Genomic DNA, 24,669 nt, shown 5'->3' with positions numbered 1-24,669 from the left:
ACTCATGAAAATGGAGAAGACCATACTGGCATCTGTTACGACGGAGGAAAATCGTGTCCATGGGAGTGCAGCTGTGTTTAAATGTGATTCGAAGGAAGAAATGGAAGCGATCGCTGCAAACTTAGAAGCTATATTAGATGGAATCGCTCATGCATTAAGTGATCAACTCTATATTATAGTCAAGCATTGAGAAAGAATTGTTTCTTTTTCTAAAGTTTGCTAAGATAGTAAAGTTAATGGCTTCCTGCTGTTCTTCGGAAGATGGGCTGTTTAACCATCCCCCGGGGGAGAGCAGTATTTTTTTGCTTTTCACTACTGAGGAAACATGGAATAATGAAAATAGAAATAAAGAAAGGATGATCCTTTCATGAGAAAATCAGTAATTGCTATTGTAGGACGACCAAACGTCGGGAAATCAACAATTTTCAACCGACTGGTCGGTGAAAGAATCTCTATTGTAGAAGATACGCCGGGTGTTACAAGAGACCGGATTTATGCCGAAGCCGAATGGCTCACAACACGGTTCAATGTCATTGATACCGGTGGAATTGAAATCGGAGACGAGCCGTTGCTCGTACAAATGAGAGCACAGGCGCAGGTAGCGATTGATGAAGCGGATGTCATCGTGTTCATGGTCAACGGCCGGGATGGAATTACCGGTGCTGACGAAGAAGTGGCAAAACTTCTATTCAAATCGAATAAACCTGTGGTTCTTGCCGTAAATAAGGTAGACAACCCTGAAATGAGAGAAAACATTTATGAATTTTACTCTCTCGGGTTTGGTGAACCTTTCCCAATTTCGGGTACACACGGTTTGGGACTAGGAGACATGCTCGATGAAGTTGTAAAACATTTCCCTGAAAAAATTCAGGAAGAAATCGATGACGATACGATTCGTTTCAGCTTGATCGGCCGACCGAATGTAGGGAAATCATCGCTCGTAAACAGCCTCCTTGGTCAGGAGCGAGTCATTGTAAGTGACATCGCGGGTACGACAAGGGATGCCATCGATAGTCCTTTTTCAAAAGATGATCGGGACTATGTGATCATTGATACAGCTGGAATGAGGAAACGAGGCAAGGTTTATGAGAACACTGAAAAATACAGCATCATGAGGGCGTTGAAGGCAATTGAACGCTCTGATGTTGTCCTGACATTGATTGATGCAGATGCCGGCATTCATGAGCAGGATAAAAAGATTGCAGGTTATGCGCACGAAGCTGGAAAAGCTGTCATTATTGTCGTCAATAAATGGGATACCATAGAATCTAAAGAAAAAACAATGAAGGAATTTGAGGATAAGGTCCGGGATCAATTCCGTTTCCTCGACTATGCTCCCATTGTTTTTCTATCTGCAAAAACGAAAAAGCGGATTCACACGTTGATTCCTAAAGTTCTGGAAGCAAGTGAGAACCATGCGAAGCGTGTCCAGACCAATCTGCTGAACGAAGTGATTATGGACGCCTTAGCTATGAATCCTTCTCCATCCATTAAGGGACAAAAGCTGAAGATCTTTTATGCTACACAAGTTTCTGTTAAACCGCCGAGTTTTGTAGTGTTCGTCAATGAACCTGAATTGATGCACTTCACATATGAGCGATTTTTGGAAAATAGAATCCGTGAAGCTTTCGGTTTCGAAGGAACTCCAATCAAGATTTTTGCAAGAAAACGTAGCTGATTTATTCAGGAAGGGAGTAGGTAGCATGGAGAAAGTAGCTGTACTTGGTGCGGGGAGCTGGGGCACAGCTCTTGCCCTCGTTCTTGCTGATAATGGGCACGAGGTTCATCTCTGGACACACCGGGAGAATCTTGCTGAAGAAATCAATCGGACTCACAAGAACGAAAAATATTTAAAGGATATTGATCTTCCACATTCGATTACCGCAAGTCATGACTTAGAATCGGTTGTTGAGAATGCGAAACATGTCATCTTAGTCGTTCCTACGAAGGCCATGAGAGAAGTCTGTGGCCAATTGAAACAGGTATTGAAAGATGAAGTGATCCTTACGCACGCTTCAAAAGGGATTGAGCCTGGCACTTATAAACGAGTATCTGAGGTGATTTCAGAGGAGATCCCTAAAGATATGTATGAGGATATTGTTGTGCTTTCTGGTCCCAGTCATGCCGAAGAAGTTAGTTTGAGGCAGCCCACAACCGTTACCGTTTCTGCGAAGCAATTGGAAGTTGCAGAGAAAGTCCAGGATCTTTTCATAAATCGACAATTCCGGGTGTACACATCACCTGATTTAGTGGGTGTGGAACTAGGAGGCGCGTTGAAAAATATCATCGCCCTTGGTGCCGGGATTTCTGATGGTCTTGGTTACGGAGATAATGCAAAAGCGGCTCTGATCACTAGAGGACTTGCTGAAATCGCTCGTTTAGGAACCTCCAAAGGAGCGAATCCGCTTACCTTCTCTGGCTTAACAGGAATTGGGGATCTGATTGTTACTTGTACGAGCTCTCACAGTCGAAATTGGAAGGCTGGGAATAAGCTTGGACAAGGGCATCCGTTGGACGATGTTTTGGATCAAATGGGGATGGTCGTAGAAGGAGTCAGAACGACAAAAGCCGCTTTCCAACTCGCCCAGGAGCAAGGAGTGGAAATGCCGATAACTTCAGGGATCTACAGAATTCTATTTGATTCCGCTGATCCAAGAGATGTCGTCGACGAATTGATGACTAGAATACGTCGTCATGAGATGGAAGATTTGACAAATATTCTTGATGAAAAGATGAATGACTGACACATATTGACTCCCGTGCATATACTACACAGAACCTAACGCACGAGGAGGTCAATTGTTCATGAATGATTTTCAAAAGAATATTTTTGATCATCTGAAGAAAAAGGCAAACATCGACCCAGAAGATGTTTTCAAAGTGGCGAATTCTGTACAGAATGCTGATTTCAGTGATGAAAAGACGGTTAGACGTCTTGTTCGCCAGCTCGCAAAGGTTGCTAACAAGAACGTATCAAAATCCAAGGAAGATAAAATCGTTGAAGCAATCACGAAGCAGAACATGCCTTTAGATATGAATACTTTAGGCAAGTTTATAAAATGATTACGAAACCATAGGCGCCTGAGGAGGCGGTCCTTCATTCGTATGCATAAGATATTACGCAGCAATCATTACACATGAGCTGGTCAGGGAATTGTTTAGTCAACCGGGGCAAACCATTTGCCCCGGCTTTTTTATGCCCTTATTCTAAACCGATCGATCGGTACAACTCTATGTTTATTACATATAAGTTCCTGATTGTGGAAGAATCAGTTTCGAGATGTTTGTGGAAGGTTCTTTGTGCTCCGGAAAAAGGTTCGTCTAGCTCCATCGTCCAGACACTCGCGTCATAAGCAAAACAGCAAAGGAATGAAAAATCGCATTCCGTTGCTGTTTTGCTTATGCCAGTCGTGTCTACCAGGACGATTCCGCATTTGAACACTTTCCATGGGGCGGGCGGTGAGCCTCCTCAGGCTACGCCTTCCGGGGTATCACCTGTCCCACACGTCCCATAGGAGTCTCATCTTTTCCCTCCGCCCCTTTGCCAAAAGAGTGTCTCGAAACTACTTCAAGTGTAATATGCTTCACCTAAAGGAAAGTGGATGTTAACTTTCATTGCCACTAATCTTAATACGAAAGCATGGTATATAGCGTATTGCGCATGCAACACCGAGTTAGTGGGAGGCACTCTCACATTATTCCCTCCTAGGCAGGTATGGAAGCGTCTTGTATCAAACTTTTACTTTTCTGAAAGACTGACGGAGGTTTATATTTTCCACTTCTCACAACAGAAACGCTGATTTTTCAAAAGTGATTTCTAGAATATTCCATGGAAAAGGGGGCGGAGGGGAATGGCGAGACTCCTATTTTAAGTGTGCAGGCGCCTTGGTCAGCGGCGTATGGACTGGACTGAGCTGGCGGAGATAAAGGAAACACGAAGAACGGAGTGATTCGATGTTGACTTATCGTACAGAAGCGAGGGAAGTCTCACTAGCCGCTTGGCGCCGGAACCGGATATCTACGAGGAAAAAGTGCAGGGTGAGACCCCACAGGACGAAGTCCGAGGAGGCTCACCGCGCTCCCGCGGAAAGCGAGTCATTCCCTGCAGCTCCATTCGCTCAATAAACATCTCTGAGTCTTTCGCAATCCTGCACACTATATTAATAACTAATCATCCACACAAATGTTTAACAGACAACAGACCCGTGTAACAAAGGTGGCAAGTAGGAATTGAAAGACTGCTAGACTCTGTTTTCTCATCTGTCCGTTTATAGAGACTTATGGTATAATACCATAAGCAAAGTGTGCTTGAAGGAGGAAAGAGCTGTGTCAGAATCAATGCTCAAGATGTACATATCCTTCGCAGGGATTATCTCGTTGTTCCTCGCTGTTGGTTTAATTTACTTAAGCAGATATAAACTGAAGGGCTTTTTATCAGGATTGATCGCTATTTTCGCATATTTATTTATGATTTTCGGTGGAATCATCATTCTATATATTGTCCTGAGCGGACCAACGGCCTAACAGGAGGGAGACCAACATGAACCGCTATTTACTCATATTATTGCCTTTGACGGCATTGTTGCTTTCCGGATGTCTATATCCGCAGAACAAGTTGGCGAAAAACCAGGTGCCGAATGACCAACAATTGGAGATGGTCCAAAACGCGGTAGATACCTATCAGGAGAAGAAGAACGGTCTTCTCCCCATCAAGACAAAAGATCAAGACACCCCGATCTTTCAAAAGTACCCGATTGAGTTTAGTAAATTGAAAGAAATGAATCTTCTCAATGATCTACCAGGTACGTCCTTTGAAAACGGAGGCCATTATCAATACGTCATTATTCATCCTGAAACAGATCCAACCGTCAAAGTGCTCGACCTCCGTACCACTGAAGAGGTTCGTTCTCTACAAGTCAAAGTGAAGTTTTATAGAGATAATAATAAGTATCCACCCTTCGGCGATTTCGTAGCACCTGGGGTCTATGAACTGGATCACGAGAAAATTGGAATGGACGAGCCTCCGATGGTTAACAGTCCATATTCCGAACAAAAATTACCTGTTTTCCTGGATGAGCAGGGGAAAGTGTATATTGATTATCGGAAAGATTTGTACACTTATCTGAGAAATGAAGAGCACAGTTACGAACAAGGAGAGGACATCCGATATTTATTGACGGATCATACTCCTTTTGTCCCTGCGTATTCGACAACTTATACAGTAGAAAATGGGGAGCCTGTGTTTTCCAGAGCTCAGCCATCTACATGATTGTGAACCGTTCCTGCATAGAGGGACGGTTTTTTTCATAGATTTTTAGTGAGCATAAACGATACTTGCATATCTCATCCCTATCCAGTGTTTCTCTCCTTTTGTTTATGCGTATCATCTATGATTGTTCGTCCGGTATGGGTTTCCGTACTTATAATTTCTTGCATATTTCACTAGGACAACGTCATAGAATTAGATTGTCTAGGCTTGTATGAAGGTGAAATTTTATTTGGGAGGGGATCCTTTGGAAAAGGTTGATATCTTCAGTGATATTTCCAAACGGACAAATGGAGATATTTATTTAGGAGTCGTCGGGGCTGTTCGTACTGGAAAATCTACATTCATAAAAAAATTCATGGAGCTTGTGGTTTTACCAAATATGGAGGAAGAATCAGAGCGTGAGCGTGCGTTAGATGAGCTGCCTCAGAGCGCAGCAGGAAAGACGATCATGACGACAGAACCTAAGTTTGTCCCTAACCAGGCGGCAAACATCAATATTGATGATCACCTCGATATTCGCGTCCGGATGGTTGACTGTGTCGGTTATGCCGTTAATGGTGCCGTCGGTTATGAAGATGAACACGGACCAAGAATGATCCATACCCCTTGGTATGAAGAGGCGATCCCTTTTCATGAAGCGGCTGAAATTGGTACACAAAAAGTAATTCAAGAGCATTCCACCATTGGCATCGTCGTGACTACGGACGGCACGATCGGTGAAATTGCCAGGTCCGATTATGTGGAAGCTGAAGAAAAAATCGTAGAAGAGTTGAGGGAAGTCGGAAAACCGTTCATTATGATTGTCAACTCCGCACAACCTCATCATCCGAACACGGAAAAGTTGAGAGCGAACCTGTCAGAAAAGTACGATATTCCCGTCCTTGCGTTATCCGTTGAAAGCATGCGGGAGAACGATGTTCAAAATGTCTTGCGTGAAGCTTTATTCGAGTTCCCTGTACTTGAAGTGAACGTGAATTTACCGAGTTGGGTCATGGTTCTTGATTCCCGGCACTGGTTAAGAAACAACCTTCAAGAAGCGATCGAAGACACGGTCAAGGATATTAAACGTTTACGGGATGTCGATACGGTCGTAGGGAACTTTGATCAATATGAGTATATAACAGGGGCACACATATCTGGTATGGACCTTGGGGAAGGGATTGCTGAAATCGATCTTCAAGCACCAGAACATTTGTATGATCATGTGCTGAAAGAAATTGTCGGGGAAGAGATCCGAGGGAAGGATCATTTACTCGAGATCATGCAGGACTTTGCTCATGCAAAGAGAGAGTATGACCAAGTAGCGGACGCCATGCAGATGGTGAAGCAGACGGGTTATGGAATCGCTGCACCGACCTTGGAGGATATGACTCTTGATGAACCTGAAATCATCAGGCAAGGATCAAGATTCGGGGTCAGGTTGAAAGCCGTAGCGCCATCGATCCATATGGTCAAAGTGGATGTCCAATCTGAATTTTCACCGATCATTGGAACAGAAAAGCAAAGTGAAGAACTCGTGAGGTATCTCATGCAGGACTTTGAGGAAGACCCATTATCCATTTGGAATTCAGATATCTTCGGCAGATCCTTGAGTTCGATCGTCCGTGAAGGTATTCAAGCGAAACTGGCTCTCATGCCGGAAAATGCAAGGTACAAACTACAAGAAACGCTCGAGCGTATCATCAATGAAGGATCTGGTGGTATGATCGCAATTATATTATAACGGCTCCGTGTGAGCCGTTTTTAATTTTGCCATTTTTCCAGAGGGTAGGACGAAACCAATCCCTGATCTGGTATATTTTTGATGGTCCATCCTACATAAAAGCCTAAGAATCCTGGTATTAAATATCAGGCCGTGTGCACGTCGTTACACACTGCTCATACACCAGAAATGCTTATTTTTCAGTAGTTTTAAGAAAAAAATTACGAAGTTTAAAGGATTTTTTAAGGTAGATGTCGTAATTACCTATGTGAAGAGCAATAAAATTACGATAAATGCCGTCATATCAAGGTTTTAGAGGGTTTGCCACTTGAAGAAGATAATGGCAAGCTATACTTGAAATGAAGCGTAATTCAGCTTGAAAGTCGCGTTGTTACGCGTTTTTTACAGGATTGTCTATTGAATTTCGTTTTAAACTCGTTTATTATAAGGCTTGTCATCAAAAGATGGCACCTAAATAAACATTTAAAGTGGATGTGACCACTTGAATGAGTTAAACCTTCTTGGGAGGAGGTGAATGGCATGAATAAAACAGATCTAATCAACGCTGTATCTGAAAAAGCTGATCTTTCTAAGAAAGATGCAACACAAGCTGTAGATTCTGTATTCGAATCTATCATGGATTCACTAAAAGACGGTGATAAAGTCCAACTTATTGGATTCGGTAACTTCGAAGTACGTGAGCGCGCGGCACGTAAAGGCCGTAACCCACAAACTGGAGAAGAAATCGAAATCTCCGCAAGCAAAGTACCAGCGTTCAAACCTGGTAAAGCCCTTAAAGATGCGGTAAAATAATAGCTACATAGGGCTTAGAAAAAGGGTGCATGTGCACCCTTTTTCTTTTTATTTTTATTAAAAATGGCTAAAAGAGTCCATAATGATGAAAAGGCCATTCGTTGGCCGTGTTCAACAAGGTGGATGCTTTGACAAAAGTCCCCTAGATAAGAGATAGTAAACATACGAGAAGGAGGCGTTCCTTATGACTACATCTAACAATGATTTCTTCGTCATAAAAGCACTTGAAGATGGCGTAAATGTCATCGGTTTGACCCGCGGTACGGATACGCGCTTCCACCATTCCGAAAAGCTTGACAGTGGAGAAGTCATGATAGCTCAGTTCACTGAGCACACTTCTGCCGTAAAAGTACGTGGGAAAGCCGTCATTCAAACGAGCCACGGAGAAATGACGAACGAAGCAGAGTGATTATTCGCTCTGCGAACGTATACATAGTAAACAGTAAAAGGTTTAATATGCTATAATAAGAATGGTTTTTATAGTGTTCAGGAAGGGACAAGGTGATCAAGTTGAATTCTTCAGATAATGACATCAAACAACTCAAGCGGAAAATCGCATCGAAAGTTCGCCACCCTTATTTGGTACGTTTTATCCCTGAGCCGACGATTGATGAAGACAAACTTGTGATTCTGTCTTCAATTATGGATCACACGAACTTGTCAAATGTGAAAAAAGAGCAATATATCATTACCACCATGCTTGTTCAGATTGCTCTTGATACTCATGATCTCGTTACACTATCTGATGAAGACGATGATCGTGAAACCGTTCGCAGCCGTCAGTTGACGGTCCTTGCCGGCGACTATTACAGTGGCTTGTATTATTATCTGCTCTCTCAACTTGATGACATCCCAATGATTCATACGCTTGCGGGCGCCATAAAGGAAATCAATGAATTGAAAATGGAACTTTATTATAAGGACGTGGAGTCATTCCAGGAATTCTTAGAAGGATTGAAAAAAATCGAATCCCTTCTTATTCAAAGGGTTGCTTCCTATGTCCAGAAGACTGCCATTAATGATATGGCGGGTGAATGGCTTTTAGCTAAAAAACTGATGGAGGAAAAGCGCAGCTATCAGGAAGGCAATTTCTCTCCTCTTATTGATGTATTGATCAAACGACCGGCCCTGCTTGGAAATAGCGGACAAGTATTGGTGAACATCGAACAAATGTTGCAAAGTCATCTTCACCGGCTGGAAACAACAATCACCCAGCTTCCTGTCCATTTTAACTGGCTGAAATCTTACATGCATGCGGCCATCCATCATCAATTCAACCATAGACAGATCGCGGAAGAAGGGTGAACCATGGAACCACAATCAAAAGAAGAAAGAGTCCATCACGTATTTGAAAAAATTTATGAGCGTTATGATAGTATGAATTCAATCATATCTTTTCAGCAACATCGATTATGGCGTAAAGACGTCATGAAACGAATGAATGTTAAAGAGGGCGACAAAGCGCTGGATGTCTGCTGTGGTACGGGTGATTGGACGATGACATTAGCAAAAGAAGTTGGTCCAGGTGGAAAAGTTGTGGGCCTTGATTTCAGTGAAAATATGTTATCCGTCGGAATTAAGAAAAAGCTTTCTGGTAGAGTGAAGCAGGTAGAGTTTCAGCACGGAAATGCCATGAACTTGCCTTATGAAGATCATCAATTCGACTTTGTCACCATCGGCTTTGGTTTAAGGAATGTACCCGATTATAAACAAGTCTTAAAAGAGATGCATCGAGTCGTAAAGCCTGGAGGAAAAGTCGTCTGTTTGGAAACATCACAACCGACCAATCCAGTCTTCAGAAAGCTCTATTATTTCTATTTCGGTAAGATTATGCCTGTATTCGGGAAGCTTTTTGCAAAAAGTTATCAGGAATATAGCTGGTTACACGAATCAGCGAAAGACTTTCCTGGCAAGAGTGAACTGAAAGCAATGTTTGAAGAAGTCGGATTCAAAAATGTAACAGTAAAATCCTATACGGGCGGCGTTGCAGCCATGCATATGGGCGAAAAGCAATAACTAAGGATGAAATGCCATGAAACTAGCTATGATCTACTCTTTTCTTAAAAATGATCTATCGGTAATTGAAGAGGCTGTCAATGACACAATCAAATCTGACAATCCAGTACTCAGAGAAGCATCCAGTCAGTTGCTGCAAGCAGGAGGGAAACGGATCCGTCCTGTCTTTGTGTTGCTTGGTGGCAAATTCGGAGAGTATGATATCGAAAGAATGAAAGCCGTCGCTGTATCTCTGGAACTTATACATACTGCTTCCCTCGTTCATGATGATGTCATCGACGAAGCTGAACTGAGGCGGGGAGAACCGACAATCAAATCACGGTGGGATAATCGGATCGCTATGTACACGGGTGACTACATATTCGCTCGGTCCCTTGAAAATATGTCCCTGCTAGAGAACCCGCATGCTCACCAAATCCTTGCTGGAACGATGGTGGAATTGTGTTTAGGAGAAATTGAACAAATCAGGGATAAATACAACATCGATCAAAATCTTCGTACATATTTACGCAGGATTAAGAGGAAAACCGCCCTGCTCATTGCCGCTAGCTGCCGTCTCGGTGCTATAGCCTCAAATGCAGATCCTGCACATGAGCGAGCCCTCTATCAATATGGCTACTATGTCGGGATGTCCTACCAAATCATCGATGATGTACTGGATTTTACTGCTTCTGAGGAAGAGCTTGGGAAACCGGCTGGCAGTGATCTTCTGCAAGGGAATATTACTCTACCTGTTCTTTATTCCATGGAAGATCAAACGTTTAAGCGTGACTTGGAACGAGCCTTTCAAAAGAAGGAAGATCTGACAGCGGATCAACTTCAATCGTTGATTGAGAGAGTACAAACCAATGGTTCGATTGAGCGCGCGCTTGAACTGAGCGATCGTTATTTGAAAAAAGCTTATCAATCGTTGAACAAGTTACCTGCCAACCGTGCTAAACAGACGCTTAAAGGAATTGCCAAGTATATTGGTAAAAGAAGGGCATAAATCTGTTGCCTTTCTTGCCTTTGTTTGATAGACTTTTTTATGGCACTTATTAAAAGCGCTTTCACACTATACATAAGATGAGGTGTTTGTCATGGAAAAGACTTTTTTGATGGTTAAGCCAGATGGTGTACAACGCAATTTGATCGGTGACATTACAGCAAGATTTGAACGCAAAGGGTTTAAACTCGCAGGGGCCAAGTTGATGGCTATTCCTACAGAACTTGCAGAAGAGCATTATGGTGAACATAAGGAAAAGCCATTCTTCGGTGAGCTGGTAGACTTCATCACATCAGGTCCAGTCTTCGCAATGGTTTGGGAAGGCGAAGATGTAATCGCAACGGCGCGTACAATGATGGGAGCTACAAAGCCAGCAGAGGCTGCTCCAGGAACCATCCGTGGTGATTTTGGCGTAACAGTAGGGAAAAACGTCATCCATGGCTCTGATTCGAAAGAAAGTGCTGAAAGAGAAATCGGTTTGTTCTTTGATACAAAAGAACTTGTCGATTACAAAAAAGATTCACTCAACTGGATCTACTAATGAAAAAAAGCCACCTCCTAAAGGTGGCTTTTTTTCATGCCAGCTCAGCCCAGTCAATACTCTGCTGACCAAGGCGCCTCCAAACTTAAGGTAGGAGTCTCACCATCCTCCTTTGCCATGAAAATTCTTGCAACCACTTCTAGAATATCAGCTTGTATTATTAACGATAGTAGATCATATAACCCACTCCACAAATCGTAAAAGTTAGATGCAGAGCGTTCTGTGTTTCTTACAATTGGAAAGTGAAAGACAATCCAACTTGGTAAAAGGGTTCGTTTCTAACCTATATCGAATGAGGTGGTTGGGAAGCTGCGAGACTCCCGTGGGAGAAGGAGATAGGCGAGATCCCGCAGGACGCAGTCCGAGGAAGCTCGACGCTCCCCCACTGGAAAGCGAGTGGCTCCCCGGCCACCCCTGACGCTCAAAATCAGTTAACGAACCCGGAAAAATCTCAAAACGGAGTCTTCAAAAACGGTGGCTCCTGTTGAATCAAGATGATTACTCGTTTACAACCTGACGATGCTGGAGTACGCTTAAATGGAATAAGCTGAGGGAGTTTTGGGGATGAGTCAGGATTACATACAATTCATAGAGAAGGTTCATAGAAAAACAGGGGTTGATTTAGCACAGTACAAAGAAGCTCAAATGAAGCGGCGATTAACCTCCCTGAGGGAGAAGCGCGGCCATCACAATTTCAAAAGTTATTACGATGCCCTTGCAAAGGATTCACTTTTACTGGATGAATTGTTAGACCGTATGACAATCAATGTGTCTGAATTCTACCGAAATAGAAAGAGATTCGAAGTACTGGAACATAAAGTCATTCCGTATTTGCTTCAGAAAAAAAAGAAGTTACGGATATGGAGTGCCGCATGCTCCACAGGGGAGGAACCCTATACGCTCGCCATGATATTAAGTCGATACATCCCTCTTAAACAAGTGGAAATCCTTGCGACAGATTTGGATGTCAATGCCTTAAGGAAAGCTGAACAAGCGCTCTACCACGAGAGATCGTTGAAGGAAGTAGCGCCTGATATCCTTAGGAAATATTTTAAACAAGAAGGAAGTTCTTATCGAGTGAGTGATGAAATTAGAAAATGTGTCACTTTCTTAAAACACAATTTGTTAGCGGATCGTTACCAAGAGGGTTTTGATCTCATCGTCTGCCGTAACGTGATGATTTATTTTACGGAAGATGCGAAGAAAGTCATTTATAAAAAATTTAACCGATCACTCGTAGATGGCGGGATCTTTTTTGTTGGAAGCACGGAACAAATTTTTTCTCCACAAACCCACGGATTTGAAGTTTACGATTCGTTTTTTTATAAAAAGAGGGAAAAGTAAGTGTTCGGAAACGCTTTCTAATTGCATTTTATAAAAATTCCGATATTTTGACGTCACAAATTTGCATCCATATGATATAGTAGTATCTAAAATTTAGAACACCCCCTTTCAAGGGGATGAATACATAGGAGGTACGTTTATGCGCTACTTGACCGCTGGTGAATCACATGGCAAGCAACTAACTACAATTATCGAAGGAATTCCTTCTCATCTACCCTTATTGAGAGAACAAATAAATGAATCATTAATTAGACGCCAAGGCGGATACGGTCGCGGGAAACGTATGCAGATCGAAAAGGACTTAGTGGAAATTACAAGTGGTGTCCGTCATGGCTACACACTTGGGTCTCCGATCACGCTGGTCGTGAATAATGATGACTTTAAACATTGGACAGACATCATGGGAGAAGATCCTTTACCAGAAGAAACGCAAAAGATTCGCCGGACGGTGACGAAACCCCGTCCAGGTCACGCCGATCTAAATGGTGGAATGAAATACGGCCATAGAGATATGAGGAACGTACTTGAACGTTCTTCAGCGCGGGAGACGGCAGCACGTGTCGGAGCAGGAGCTGTTGCGAAAGTGCTTCTAAAAGAGCTCGGCATTGAAGTGACCGGTTATGTGCGTGAAATCGCAGGCATCGTGTCAGATGTGGATGAAAACCTGACTTTACAACAACGAAGAGAAATATCCGAGGCATCACCTGTCCGTACTTTTGACGAAGAAGCTGCACAGAAAATGATGAAGGCGATTGATGAAGCGAAAAAAGAAGGAGATTCTATTGGTGGAGTAACCGAGGTGTATGTAACTGGGATGCCACCAGGGATCGGTTCTTATGTTCAATATGATCGGAAACTGGATTCGAAGATTGCTGGATCTGTGATGAGCATCAACGCGTATAAAGGAGTAGAGTTCGGCATTGGATTTGAAGCTGCCCGTAGAAACGGAAGCGAAGTTCATGATGAGATCTTATGGAGCGAGGAGCGGGGATATTACCGTCGTACCAATCGCCTTGGAGGATTTGAAGGTGGAATGACGACAGGAATGCCAATCGTTGTTAAAGGGGTTATGAAGCCAATCCCTACCTTGTACAAACCGTTACAAAGTGTGGATATCGATACAAAGGAACCATTTAACGCAAGTATTGAGCGTTCCGATTCTTGTGCAGTCCCTGCTGCGTCTGTAGTTATGGAACATATCGTTGCATTTGAGTTGGCTAAAGCCATTACTGATGAATTCCCATCCGATTACTTCCCACGTTTAAAACGTGCTGTCGATGATTACCGCAAGGAAGTGCGTGAATTTTAATGGCTTCAGTTACAGTCAGGTCAAGCAGTCATGACTATGAAGTTTTGATTGAAAAAGGGATCCGTCATAGACTGAGTGCATTCATTTCAGAAGAATATTCTTCCATCCTAGTCATAACGGACAGCACGGTAGAGGATCTTTATTTACAGGATGTAATAAAGAGCTTATCAGAAACAGCTGCTGTATTTACTGCGGTCGTACCGGCGGGAGAGTCTTCGAAAAGCATGACCAGATATGAAGAGCTCCTTGACCGTTGTATAGATGTGAAATTGGATCGGAAATCCCTTATTGTCGCCTTAGGCGGGGGAATGATCGGAGATTTGGCTGGGTTCGTAGCCTCCACGTATTTACGTGGAATTGATTACATCCAAATGCCTACGACGATTCTCGCGCATGACAGCAGTGTTGGTGGTAAAGTAGCCATCAATCACTCTCAAGGAAAAAATTTGATCGGATCCTTTTATCATCCAGTGAAAGTCATCTATGACATTGAAACGATTCAATCCCTGCCGGAAAGTGAAATACGTTCCGGCTACGGGGAAGTGATCAAACATGCTTTTCTTAGTGATGAAAAATGGGCTCAGCGCCTGTTAAAAGGGAAACTTTCCGAACTTTCTGAGCAACAGTTGGAAAGTGATTTAATGAAGGGGATCCAAGTAAAGGCTTCGATTGTAGAGAAGGACGAAAGAGAAGCCGGGATCAGGAAGTATTTGAATCTAGGTCATACCCTGGCTCATGCAATTGAAGCGGAGTTAGGGTATGGAGAAATCACCCATGGTGAAGCTGTTGCCGTGGGCCTCCTCTATATGATGAAGTTGAGTAATCAATTGAAAGAAGCTCAGCTTCCGATCGAAGACTATAAAGAATGGCTGGCTAGAAATCATTACCCAGTTTCTGTATTAACACGTGTACGTCCAGAACGAATGTTGGAGAAAATGATGTTAGACAAGAAAACCCTCCGGCAAAAGATTAATTTTGTCCTTCTCAACGAACTGAGTGACCCTTGTGTTGAGGAGATTGACGAGGAGCAACTATTAGAACAGATGTCTCTTTTAATGAATGAGGTGAGTGGAGAATGATGATTCGAGGTGTAAGGGGAGCAACAACCGTTGAAAGAAATGAACATGGTGAGATCGTAGAGCAATCCTATCAATTGCTCCAAGATATCATAGCTTCTAATCACATAGAACCATCCGATGTTGTTTCGGTTTATTTTACAGTGACAGAGGATTTGAATGATGCATTTCCTGCAAAGTCCCTGAGGAAGCTGGATGGTTGGACGTATGTGCCGGTCATGTGCATGCGGGAAATCCCTGTACCGGGCAGCCTTGAAAAGTGTATCCGGATCATGGTGACCGTACAGACGGAAATAGCACAAAAAGATATCCAGCATATCTATCATAATGATGCTAAGCAACTGAGACCAGACTTAAAGAGTTGAGAGGAGTATCCCAATGAAAGCAAAAGACATTCTTAAAAATATGAAGCCATACAAGCCGGGAAAGGGCATTGAGGAAGTGAAGAAGGAATTCGGTTTGGATCGAATCGTAAAGCTCGCTTCAAATGAAAATCCATACGGTTTTTCTCCTGTAGTAGAGAAAGAACTGCCAAAACTGATTTCCAACTTAGAAATCTATCCCGATGGTTACAGCGCAGAAATCAGAAAGAAAGTCGCCCGTTTTATTGGTGTTGAAGAGAATCAGTTGATTTTCGGAAATGGTTCAGATGAAGTGGTCCAAATCATTTGTCGCACTTTTCTTGAACCTGGTGCGAATACAGTCATGGCAACACCAACGTTCCCGCAGTATCGCCACAATGCGTTGATTGAAGGGGCAGAAGTCAGAGAAGTCCCTCTGATCAATGGACACCATGATTTAGAAGGCATGCTTCAAAGCATCGACGAACAAACACGGGTCTTATGGATTTGCACACCGAATAATCCGACAGGTGTCCATATCGATCAAGCGACGTTACAATCAGTACTCGAAAAGACGCCTGATCATGTTCTGGTCGTTATTGATGAAGCGTATTACGAATATTTGGAGGCAGACGATGCCTTTGATGCTATAGAAGCCTTAAACCAATATCCTAACCTAATGGTTCTTCGAACGTTCTCTAAAGCTTATGGACTAGCCGGGTTACGGATTGGTTATGGAGTCGGTCACCCTGAGGTCGTTCAAATTCTTGAACCTTCCCGAGAGCCATTCAACACGTCCACGGTTGCACAGGCGGCTGCTCTATTAGCATTGGATGACCAGAAATTCATAAAAGAAACGGTCGAGGAAAACCAGAAAAATAAAAAAGACTTGATGAAATTCTGTGATGATCAGGGGCTGCATTACTTTGACACCCAGGCGAACTTCCTATTGATCCATTTGCCATGCAGTGGGGATGAGATGTTCGAATTCCTGTTGACAAAAGGTTTCATCGTCCGCTCTGGGGAAGCGCTTGGTTTACCGAATACCATCCGCTTGACTATTGGAAAGAAAGAAGACATGCAGGAAATTCAGGAAGCGATGAAACAGAAGCTCGCTTCTGTCGGTGACCAATGAAGAAGAAAATACTGATCGTTGGTTTAGGACTCATCGGTGGTTCCATAGCTATGAACGTTTCAAAAAAAGAGGATGTTTTTATCGTTGGAATGGACGGGGATGAAGATACACTCCACATGGCTTTGAAACAAGGGGTGATCGATCAGGCCTCTTTCAATTTTGAAACGTCTGCGAAGGAAGCCGACGTCTGCATTTTGGCCACGCCCATATCCATTACCATCGATTATATCCAAAAACTCGAGTCGATGGATTTTGAAAAGCCACTGTTAGTCACAGACGTTTCTTCTGTGAAAAACCAAGTGCTTGATGCGGCGGATCGTTTATCCCATCCTCTTCTCTCCTTCGTAGGAGGGCATCCGATGGCGGGTTCGCACAAACATGGGTACACGGCAGCTAAACCTCACTTGTTTGAAAATGCGATTTATGTGCTGACCCCGTCCGTTCATGCAGATGAGAAAGAAGCAGATGTGATAAAAGAGTTGCTTTCGGAAACAAAGGCTCGTTTTGTGACATTGACAACCAAGGAACATGATGAGATGACCGCGGTTATCTCTCATTTTCCTCATTTGATTGCTTCTTCTCTCGTCCACCAGGCAAAAGATTGGGAAGAAACACATCCATACATTAAGCAAATGGCAGCAGGAGGATTCAAAGACATTACTAGAATTGCTTCCAGTAATCCTAAGTTATGGCAGGATATTTTCTTTCAAAATAAAAAACTCCTCATTTCCATGCTGGACGATTGGATCGGGGAAATGGAGAGGGTAAAAAACTATCTTTTCCAAGATGAAAAAGAAAAGACTTACAAGTATCTATCTGATGCAAAACTATATAGAGACGGACTCCCTACGAAAGACAGGGGTGCCATCCCTTCCTTCTATGACATCTATGTTGATATCCATGACCAACCAGGTGCTATACGCGATGTGATCGGAATTCTAGCAGAAGAGGCCATCAGCATTAAAAACATCCAAATCCTTGAAATACGAGAAGGAATTACCGGGGTGCTAAGAATAAGCTTTGCTTCGAGTGAAGAACAATGGAAGAGTAAAGAAATATTAGATCATTACCAATACGAAGTAATGATCCAACAGTGAAGGAGGATTCCTATGTCAAGTATTGAGTTGAAACCAACAGATAAACCACTGAAAGGGGACTTGTCTGTTCCTGGCGATAAGTCCATTTCTCACAGATCCATCATATTCTCAGCTCTGGCTCAAGGAACTTCTGTCATTACGAATTTTCTTACTGGTGAAGACTGCTTGAGAACTGTAGAAGCTTTCCGCCAAATGGGCGTGGATATTGAACGAGAAGGTGACAAAATCACGGTTCATGGAAATGGGATTTCCCATTTAAAAGAACCATCTCAGCCGATCAATTTCGGTAATTCAGGGACAACGGCGCGGTTGATGAGTGGAGTCCTTGCTGGGCTGCCTTTATTCACGACCGCATTTGGTGATGAGTCATTGTCTAAGCGCCCCATGGATCGTGTCATACAGCCACTACGCATGATGGGCGCGGACATTAAAGGACGAGAAGATGATTCCTTGCTTCCGCTTGCCTTCCACGGCAAAAAGCTACAAGGAACACGTCATGAATTGACAGTGAAAAGCGCTCAAGTAAAGTCTGCTTTGTTGTTAGCAGGCATGTTGTCAGAAGGAGAAACAGAAGTGATAGAGCTTGGCGAAACCAGAAATCATACAGAAATGCTCCTTCCAGAATTCGGTGTAGATGTTGAGGTGGAAGGCAAATCTATTAGAATTAAGGGTGGACAGCAGCCTTTAGCTTCTGATATTAAGGTTCCAGGTGATATCTCTTCCGCAGCCTTCTTTCTAGTCGCCGCCTCAATCGTTCCTGATAGTGAATTAGTGATTCGGGATGTCGGACTCAACCCGACCCGTGACGGTATTGTAAGAGCTCTAAGAGAAATGGGAGCAAACATAGACGTACACGTACATACGCATATCGGAAGTGAACCTGTGGGAGACGTCGTTGTTCGTCATAGCCAACTAAAAGGAATGACGTTAGAAGGAGATCTCATACCGAATGTGATTGATGAAATTCCAATTCTTGCTCTTGCAGCTACGCAGGCAGAGGGAGTAACAGTTATTAAAGATGCTGAGGAACTGCGCTATAAAGAGACGGATCGAATACAGGCGGTCGTAGAGACGCTTACTTCTCTAGGGGCGAATGTTGAAGCGCGAGAAGATGGAATGGTTATCAAAGGAGGTACACCTTTAAAAGGAGGGATCATTGACTCTTATGGGGATCACCGCATAGGGATGATGGGAGCGATCGCTTCCTTAATTTGTAAGGGTGGAGTCACCGTAAATGATAAAGATTGTATCAATATCTCTTATCCTTCATTTTTCACAGACTTAAATCAAGTCTTACACTAAATTAACTTCATAGTTTATGTAAAGCTCTCATACGATATAAAAAGCCTACTTGGAGGTTTCGTCGTATGGGAGCTTATTGGTTTCAAGGATATGTTGAAAATGACGAAGGTCCCTGTTTTAGTGAATGCACTGTAAAGGATGAAAGATTTGTCAGAGATCGAACAGGAAAAGAACCTTTCAGGTTGATGGTCGTTGATGGTTTTCACGTCAGTCCAGGGCATGTGATGATTGATCATAAAGAGCCGCTCGCTTTCTCACCCTCAGTAACAGACACAGGGAATAACTACATAAAAAGAGGGTGTACCTTATTACTCACACAACACCTAGTGACTAGTTTACGTCACTACCGGAGTCAATATGACCAATATTTGGATCGATGTAAATCACTGCCTCTCGATTTTATGGTCATACCCGTTGTGCCGGTAAAGATGCTTCGGCCAGAAATGGTCCGCTACTTTGCCAGAAAAGGAAGCCCCTTTTTATGTGTGGAAGTGCAGTCTGTGAAAGAACTAACTGAAATTTGTTGGGAATGGGTCGCTCAGTCGCAGGCGTATAAGCGAATGCCGTTGACGATGTTCGTCAAAGATACAGAGAATACGTCGAACAACTATGCAGAATTGTGGTCTTCACTTTGCAAGCAGTATGGTATCATTAAGTTAACAGATGTACAGGATGATGAAGTACTCTCATTAAAGAATTTAAAAGACAGCGGAATCTACCCTCATAAAGGTGGTATGATCCCTGGAGGGCATGCGGATTATAATCTTTATCGCATTTCAGAAGGCCGAACGTTTGAAGATGATGAGAATTTTAGATATCATAATTCTGTTCCGAATGTAACGGTTATGAATGGACAGGTGAAACAGGTGAACCAAAAGGTCATCGATAAAAAGCCTGGCTCCCACATACAAGTGAAGATTCACAAGCATTTTGTTTAAGCGGAAAGGATGTCATCATGGAGGAAATTCAAAAAGCCATCCGTCAAATGGAAGCCCACAAGACGGAAGATGCAATAAAAACTCTAACACAATATTTGCCAGAAGCGGATGAAGAAGAGAGATTCACGATTGCTGAACTCTACATGCAATGGGGAATGCTCGAAGAAGCTAAAATGGTGTTACACGAACTGATTCAACGCTATCCTAAAGAACAGGAATTGAAAGTCATGATGGCAGAGATCCACATTGATCTTGATGAGGATGACGAAGCCATTGAACTGCTCGATCAATTTGGACCAGAAGATGAAGATTATTTGCAAGCGCTCGTGCAGCTTGCTGATCTTTATCAGGCTCAAGGACTTTTTGAAGTGGCTGAACAGAAACTACTGATGGCTAAACAAGTGGAACCAAATTCCGCGATTATTGATTTTGCATTAGGTGAGCTTGCTTTCTCTAATGGGGAATATTCAAAGAGTATCCCTTATTATGAAAATGCGATGCATCACCAGCCTGTCATTGGTGATATCGAAGTGGCCACTAGACTAGCTGAAGCTAATGCCGCGAATGGCGAATTCGAACAAGCGCTTGAGTATTTCCAAAAAGTCGAAGAAGATAATCCTGATGTGATGTTTCGCTATGGTTTCGTAGCTTACCAAGCCAATCGTAATGATATTGCCATTCATGTTTGGGAAGAGTTGATTGAAAAAGACCCTTACTTCCAATCGGTTTATCCACACTTGGCTCAAGCTTATGATTCGGAAGGTATGCCAAAGGAAGCACTGGAAATGGCTGAAAAAGGTCTTGCAAAAGATGAATTCAACAAGGAACTCTACCATCTTGCAGGTACATTGGCTCATCGCCAGGGAAATAAGGAAAAAGGTTATGAATGGATGAGAGAAGCGGTTGCTTTGGATCCAGGTTATAAGGAAGCGATTCTCTTCTTGATTGAGAATTATAAATCAGATGATATGAATGAGAAGATCATCGATTTGATCAACGAATTGATCTCCCTTGGGGAGGAAGACCCGAATTACTTGTGGGAACTTGCTCAAGCTTATGAAGAAGAAGAGAAGTTCAGCGAGGCTTATGAGCAATACCAACAAGCATATCCATCCTTGAAGGAAGACACAGACTTCTTGAAATCTTACGGTTATTTCCTTGTAGAAGAAGGAAAAATGTCTGAAGCGCGACAGATTTTTGAAGAATACCTGAAGATCGACCCTACAGATACAGAAATTGAGGACTTCGTTGAGCGGCTGAAAGAACAATGAGCTGATAATTAAAGCGCAGGAGGGGCGCCCATATGCAAACACCAATCTCTGTGGATGAGAAAAAAGACTTTGTCCGCTGGTTTTTGAATCACTTTCAGTTGAAAAAGCGAGAGAGTGTTTGGATTTTGAATTATTTGATGAACCATGAATCTCTTTTATCAAGTGTCCATTTTGTCCAGGAAGTGAAATTTTGTCCTCGCGGCATGGAAATTAGTGCCCAGGGAGTGTCTGACCCACCTTTCCGTTTCTACAAAGGCCAAGTGATGACGAATGATGCTGAGAAATCGTTTCATGATTTAAGGATGAATCAAGGGGAACCCGTCTATATTCAAATGAATTTTGAGAATGCACAGCAATGCTCGAAGTACGCTCTCGTACTTGAAGAGAATCCTTATCTTCCTAAGGATTATTACTTAAATGACAGAGATAAAAATGAAGCCGAACGCCTTTTATCTGTCAGTCTCCTGCAACATCGCCAGAAGAGCATAGAGGATCGAATCGATAAAGCTCTGATTAATGGAGAACGGGATGAATTCAAGACATTATGTGGAAAGCTTGAAAAAGTCAAACAAGATCTAAATGCATTCTTATGAAATAGAAAAGCCGGAACCTTAAAAAAGAGGTCCCGGCTTTCATTTTTGTTCAAATATAGTAAAATAAAGAAAATGATACATAGATAAAGGATGAAATGAATTATGAGATGGACGAAAGCAGATACTACCCAATACATACCAGAAAAACAGTACATTGATACCGTAATCATTCCTTTGATCCCTTTTGACCCCGGGAGCGACCAACACATGGTAAAGCAAGCATTCCAGCGTGAGTTGAATCAAGTGTTTACGAACCTGATTGAAAAAGAGTACAAGGGAAGGATCTTCCTTGCGCCTGATTATCATTACCTTGAAGGGGCACAAGCGAATGAAAAAGAGAGGGTTAATAAATGGATTCATAAGTTCAAAGAACAACCATTCCATCATATTTTCCTTTTTACTTTCGACAGCAAATGGAAAAAGCACGAAGGAGATTTAGATGGTCATGTCCTCTGGGTCCCTGGCATGGGTTCTGGAGATATTCAGTCTACAGAAACACAGGCCTTCGTTCGGGAACAAGCTCATCAAATCAGTGAATTAATTCAGGCCTATTGGTAACTGGATAAAAGTTCCGACAAGGTTTGATAATTTATTGACCGCGCCTTGAGATTGCGCTATCATGGTAATGTCCTAGTAAACTGTGTGTAATCAATCCATGTCGCATGGATTACAGCATAGAGGGGGGAAAACAATGAGCGATAAAAAACGAGTATCCCGACGCCAATTTTTAAACTACACACTCACTGGTGTAGGCGGTTTCATGGCAGCTGGAATGCTTGCACCGATGGTTCGTTTTGCAATCGATCCTGTATTGAAAACGAAAGAAGGTGGAGATTTCGTCTCCGTAGCTTCCGTTGATGAAATTACGAATGAACCGCAGCGTTTTGAATGGACGATCGATCAAGTGGATGCTTGGTATGAATCAGAAGTTCAAAAAACGGCTTGGGTGTACAGAAACGACAATGATGAAATTGTAGCACTATCACCGATTTGTACTCACTTGGGATGTACGGTCGACTGGGCTTCCAATGAGGAGTACCCGAACCAGTTCTTCTGTCCTTGTCACGCTGGCCGCTACACGAAAGACGGTAACAACGTACCAGGAACTCCACCGACGGCACCTCTGCCAAAGTTCGAGTTCAAAGTAGAAGAAGGTATGCTATACCTAGGTGAAACGAAAGATTCAGGAGGGGGGGTATAATACATGCTACAGAAAATTTACGACTGGGTGGACGAGCGTGTAGATATCACCCCGCTATGGCGTGATATCGCTGATCACGAAGTGCCTGAACACGTGAACCCAGCACACCACTTTTCAGCATTTGTCTATTGTTTTGGTGGATTGACTTTCTTTGTAACGGTCATTCAAATCTTGTCGGGGATGTTCCTGACCATGTATTATGTGCCGGACATCGAAAACGCTTGGAAATCTGTTTATTATTTGCAACGAGAGGTTGCTTACGGTCAAATCGTACGTGGTATGCACCACTGGGGAGCGAGTCTCGTCATCGTCATGTTATTCTTACATACGCTACGGGTATTCTTCCAGGGAGCTTACAAAAAGCCTCGTGAGTTGAACTGGGTGATTGGTGTACTCTTGTTCTTCGTCATGTTAGGACTTGGCTTCACAGGATACCTGCTACCTTGGGATAACAAGGCTTACTTTGCGACTCAGGTCGGTCTTGAAATCGCTGCAGCAACACCATTTATCGGCGACCAAATTCGGACACTACTCGCCGGAGACCCATCGATCGTTGGTGCTCAAACGCTTACACGTTTCTTTGCTATTCACGTATTCTTCTTGCCGGCTGCATTGTTCGGATTAATGGCGTTCCACTTTGTTCTAATCCGTAAACAAGGAATTTCCGGACCACTATAAAATGTATCGTTAAAAAGGAGGGAAAGCTGTGCATAGGGGAAAAGGGATGAAGTTTGTCGGTGATTCACGAATCACGGCCGAACGAAAAGCCAACTTACCAAAAGACTATTCAGAATACCCAGGTCGTACAGAAGCCTTCTGGCCTAACTTCCTATTGAAGGAATGGCTCGTAGGATCTGTCTTCTTGATTGGATTTCTCATCTTAACTGCTGCTCACCCATCACCATTAGAGCAACAGGCGGATCCGAACAACGCAAGTTATATTCCATTGCCTGACTGGTATTTCTTATTCTTGTATCAATTCCTTAAATATCAATTCGCAGGTGGAGATTACATCGTCCTAGGTGCCATCGTTATGCCTGGCTTAGCTTTCGGTGCTTTGCTGCTGGCGCCATTCTTGGATCGTGGTCCAGAACGACGCCCTCACAAGCGTCCGGTAGCTGTCGGATTGATGATCTTAGGCTTTATTGCAACATTTTGGTTGACTTACGAATCTGTTTCTCATGCTGACTATGAAATGCGTGCGGAGAAATACGGTGTCAATGTGGAAGCGGTTGAATCCACAATCAATAAAGATCATCCAGGATATGCTGTTTATGAAGCGAACTGCTTGAGTTGTCACGGGGATGCTCTTCAAGGACAAGGAAATTATCCATCCTTGATCGATGCTGAATTGACTGTTGACCAAGTCAAAGATATTGCCGTTAATGGTGTAGGAGAAATGCCTGCCGGTATCTTTGGTGGAAGTGATGAAGAGCTTCAGCAACTTGCTGAATTCGTCGTTGAAGCTGGCGGCGGTGAAGGCGGAGAATCTTCCGGAGAAGGATCTGAAGGTGGATCTGAGGAAGGCTCTTCTGAAGAAGGATCTGAAGGTGAATCCGAGGAAGGCTCTTCTGAGGAAGGATCTGAAGGTGGATCCGAAGAAGGTTCCTCTGAAGAAGGATCTGAAGAAGGCTCCAGTGATTCAGAAGGTTCTGGATCTGAAGAATAATTAGATACTTAATTCATTGTAGCCGCGCTTTCTAAAAGCGCGGCTACATTTGTATTGGAGGAAAACA

27 protein-coding genes are annotated in these 24,669 nt (G+C 43.1%); all 27 read left to right on the top strand.

Going from position 1 to position 24,669, the window contains the following annotated elements; all coding sequences use genetic code 11:
• The first annotated feature begins 4 nt into the window (after positions 1-4).
• The 27 genes from ACXACN_RS05765 (at position 5) to ACXACN_RS05635 (ending at position 24,602) form a co-directional block, all read left to right on the top strand.
• Positions 5-190 carry a capping complex subunit for YIEGIA gene (locus ACXACN_RS05765; RefSeq protein ID WP_474962989.1) on the top strand — a complete coding sequence of 62 codons (186 nt, stop codon included), beginning with the start codon at positions 5-7 and terminating at the stop codon, positions 188-190.
• A 177-nt stretch (positions 191-367) separates the two neighbouring features.
• A complete protein-coding gene (gene der / locus ACXACN_RS05760; protein ID WP_474962987.1) occupies positions 368-1,678 on the top strand; it encodes a ribosome biogenesis GTPase Der in 1,311 nt (436 codons plus the stop codon).
• A 25-nt stretch (positions 1,679-1,703) separates the two neighbouring features.
• Entirely contained in the window at positions 1,704-2,744 is a 1,041-nt protein-coding gene (locus tag ACXACN_RS05755; protein WP_474962985.1) for an NAD(P)H-dependent glycerol-3-phosphate dehydrogenase, read from the top strand.
• A 61-nt stretch (positions 2,745-2,805) separates the two neighbouring features.
• The gene (locus ACXACN_RS05750; protein ID WP_474962983.1) at positions 2,806-3,063 is read left to right on the top strand and encodes a stage VI sporulation protein F; all 258 of its coding nucleotides are present in this window, start codon (positions 2,806-2,808) and stop codon (positions 3,061-3,063) included.
• Positions 3,064-4,326: 1,263 nt separating this feature from the next.
• Positions 4,327-4,524, top strand: coding sequence for a DUF2768 domain-containing protein (locus tag ACXACN_RS05745; protein WP_474962982.1), 198 nt, complete (start codon positions 4,327-4,329; stop codon positions 4,522-4,524).
• 16 nt (positions 4,525-4,540) lie between these two features.
• Positions 4,541-5,269, top strand: coding sequence for a hypothetical protein (locus ACXACN_RS05740; RefSeq protein ID WP_474962980.1), 729 nt, complete (start codon positions 4,541-4,543; stop codon positions 5,267-5,269).
• A gap of 244 nt (positions 5,270-5,513) precedes the next feature.
• Positions 5,514-6,992, top strand: a complete 1,479-nt coding sequence (gene spoIVA / locus ACXACN_RS05735; protein WP_474962979.1) for a stage IV sporulation protein A — start codon at positions 5,514-5,516, stop codon at positions 6,990-6,992.
• A 519-nt stretch (positions 6,993-7,511) separates the two neighbouring features.
• Complete coding sequence (locus tag ACXACN_RS05730; RefSeq protein WP_008638574.1) at positions 7,512-7,784, top strand: HU family DNA-binding protein; 273 nt, start codon at positions 7,512-7,514, stop codon at positions 7,782-7,784.
• Between the two features lie 184 nt (positions 7,785-7,968).
• Entirely contained in the window at positions 7,969-8,193 is a 225-nt protein-coding gene (gene mtrB / locus ACXACN_RS05725; RefSeq protein ID WP_474962977.1) for a trp RNA-binding attenuation protein MtrB, read from the top strand.
• 92 nt (positions 8,194-8,285) lie between these two features.
• Positions 8,286-9,089 (top strand): heptaprenyl diphosphate synthase component 1, encoded by an 804-nt coding sequence (locus ACXACN_RS05720; RefSeq protein ID WP_474962976.1) that lies wholly within the window; start codon positions 8,286-8,288, stop codon positions 9,087-9,089.
• A gap of 3 nt (positions 9,090-9,092) precedes the next feature.
• Complete coding sequence (gene menG, locus ACXACN_RS05715) at positions 9,093-9,800, top strand: demethylmenaquinone methyltransferase (protein ID WP_474962974.1); 708 nt, start codon at positions 9,093-9,095, stop codon at positions 9,798-9,800.
• A 16-nt stretch (positions 9,801-9,816) separates the two neighbouring features.
• Entirely contained in the window at positions 9,817-10,788 is a 972-nt protein-coding gene (hepT, locus tag ACXACN_RS05710; protein ID WP_474962972.1) for a heptaprenyl diphosphate synthase component II, read from the top strand.
• A gap of 91 nt (positions 10,789-10,879) precedes the next feature.
• On the top strand, positions 10,880-11,326 hold the full coding sequence (ndk, locus tag ACXACN_RS05705) for a nucleoside-diphosphate kinase (RefSeq protein ID WP_474962970.1): 447 nt from the start codon (positions 10,880-10,882) through the stop codon (positions 11,324-11,326).
• A 564-nt stretch (positions 11,327-11,890) separates the two neighbouring features.
• Positions 11,891-12,670 carry a CheR family methyltransferase gene (locus ACXACN_RS05700; RefSeq protein WP_474962968.1) on the top strand — a complete coding sequence of 260 codons (780 nt, stop codon included), beginning with the start codon at positions 11,891-11,893 and terminating at the stop codon, positions 12,668-12,670.
• Between the two features lie 139 nt (positions 12,671-12,809).
• Complete coding sequence (gene aroC / locus ACXACN_RS05695; RefSeq protein WP_474962966.1) at positions 12,810-13,979, top strand: chorismate synthase; 1,170 nt, start codon at positions 12,810-12,812, stop codon at positions 13,977-13,979.
• Positions 13,979-15,058, top strand: a complete 1,080-nt coding sequence (gene aroB / locus ACXACN_RS05690) for a 3-dehydroquinate synthase (protein ID WP_474962964.1) — start codon at positions 13,979-13,981, stop codon at positions 15,056-15,058. The genes aroC and aroB overlap by 1 nt, the downstream gene beginning before the upstream one ends.
• The gene (aroH, locus tag ACXACN_RS05685) at positions 15,058-15,420 is read left to right on the top strand and encodes a chorismate mutase (protein WP_474966808.1); all 363 of its coding nucleotides are present in this window, start codon (positions 15,058-15,060) and stop codon (positions 15,418-15,420) included. The genes aroB and aroH overlap by 1 nt, the downstream gene beginning before the upstream one ends.
• A 13-nt stretch (positions 15,421-15,433) precedes the next feature.
• A complete protein-coding gene (hisC, locus tag ACXACN_RS05680; RefSeq protein ID WP_474962963.1) occupies positions 15,434-16,531 on the top strand; it encodes a histidinol-phosphate transaminase in 1,098 nt (365 codons plus the stop codon).
• The gene (locus tag ACXACN_RS05675; protein WP_474962961.1) at positions 16,528-17,628 is read left to right on the top strand and encodes a prephenate dehydrogenase; all 1,101 of its coding nucleotides are present in this window, start codon (positions 16,528-16,530) and stop codon (positions 17,626-17,628) included. Before hisC ends, ACXACN_RS05675 begins: the two co-directional genes overlap by 4 nt.
• Positions 17,629-17,640: 12 nt before the next feature.
• Complete coding sequence (gene aroA, locus ACXACN_RS05670) at positions 17,641-18,930, top strand: 3-phosphoshikimate 1-carboxyvinyltransferase (RefSeq protein ID WP_474962959.1); 1,290 nt, start codon at positions 17,641-17,643, stop codon at positions 18,928-18,930.
• A 65-nt stretch (positions 18,931-18,995) separates the two neighbouring features.
• Positions 18,996-19,868, top strand: coding sequence for a hypothetical protein (locus ACXACN_RS05665; RefSeq protein WP_474962957.1), 873 nt, complete (start codon positions 18,996-18,998; stop codon positions 19,866-19,868).
• 17 nt (positions 19,869-19,885) lie between these two features.
• Positions 19,886-21,139 (top strand): tetratricopeptide repeat protein, encoded by a 1,254-nt coding sequence (locus ACXACN_RS05660; protein ID WP_474962955.1) that lies wholly within the window; start codon positions 19,886-19,888, stop codon positions 21,137-21,139.
• Positions 21,140-21,171: 32 nt separating this feature from the next.
• Positions 21,172-21,732 (top strand): ReoY family proteolytic degradation factor, encoded by a 561-nt coding sequence (locus ACXACN_RS05655; protein ID WP_474962953.1) that lies wholly within the window; start codon positions 21,172-21,174, stop codon positions 21,730-21,732.
• A gap of 102 nt (positions 21,733-21,834) precedes the next feature.
• Positions 21,835-22,290, top strand: a complete 456-nt coding sequence (locus ACXACN_RS05650) for a YpiF family protein (RefSeq protein WP_474962951.1) — start codon at positions 21,835-21,837, stop codon at positions 22,288-22,290.
• A gap of 133 nt (positions 22,291-22,423) precedes the next feature.
• Positions 22,424-22,933: a QcrA and Rieske domain-containing protein gene (locus ACXACN_RS05645; RefSeq protein WP_474962949.1), complete on the top strand. Its 510-nt coding sequence runs from the start codon at positions 22,424-22,426 to the stop codon at positions 22,931-22,933.
• 3 nt (positions 22,934-22,936) lie between these two features.
• Positions 22,937-23,611: a menaquinol-cytochrome c reductase cytochrome b subunit gene (gene qcrB, locus ACXACN_RS05640; protein WP_474962948.1), complete on the top strand. Its 675-nt coding sequence runs from the start codon at positions 22,937-22,939 to the stop codon at positions 23,609-23,611.
• Between the two features lie 28 nt (positions 23,612-23,639).
• On the top strand, positions 23,640-24,602 hold the full coding sequence (locus ACXACN_RS05635) for a c-type cytochrome (protein WP_474962947.1): 963 nt from the start codon (positions 23,640-23,642) through the stop codon (positions 24,600-24,602).
• Positions 24,603-24,669: the final 67 nt, after the last annotated feature.

It is taken from the genome of Halobacillus sp. AWM4_238 (genome assembly GCF_056158265.1).
The sequence above is the reverse complement of the archived record's forward strand: the minus strand, read 5'-3'. Positions and strand labels throughout refer to the sequence as shown.